Here is a 206-nt window from a genome sequence, read left to right on the forward strand (position 1 = left end):
CACGTATTCCATGGAATTAGTGGGATAGTAATTGTACCGACATCTTCCAATGTACGAGATAAGTTAACAGGCTTCAAACCACGTTTTTCATTTTCATCTTTAAACATACGTCCAGGTACAACAATCGCTATAATTTGATCGGCCGCTATAACGTTAGTTCGTATACACGTTGCTATTGTCGCCGCAATTAACGACCCCGTACTTTT

1 protein-coding gene is annotated in these 206 nt (G+C 39.8%); it reads right to left on the reverse strand.

What is annotated here, in order from left to right:
* Nucleotides 1-206, reverse strand: a 206-nt coding sequence (locus V6260_RS19615) for a Na+/H+ antiporter NhaC family protein (protein ID WP_341595650.1), incomplete at both ends; no start/stop codon positions are given.

Source organism: Pseudoalteromonas aliena, assembly GCF_038155085.1.
Taxonomy (GTDB): domain Bacteria; phylum Pseudomonadota; class Gammaproteobacteria; order Enterobacterales; family Alteromonadaceae; genus Pseudoalteromonas; species Pseudoalteromonas aliena_A.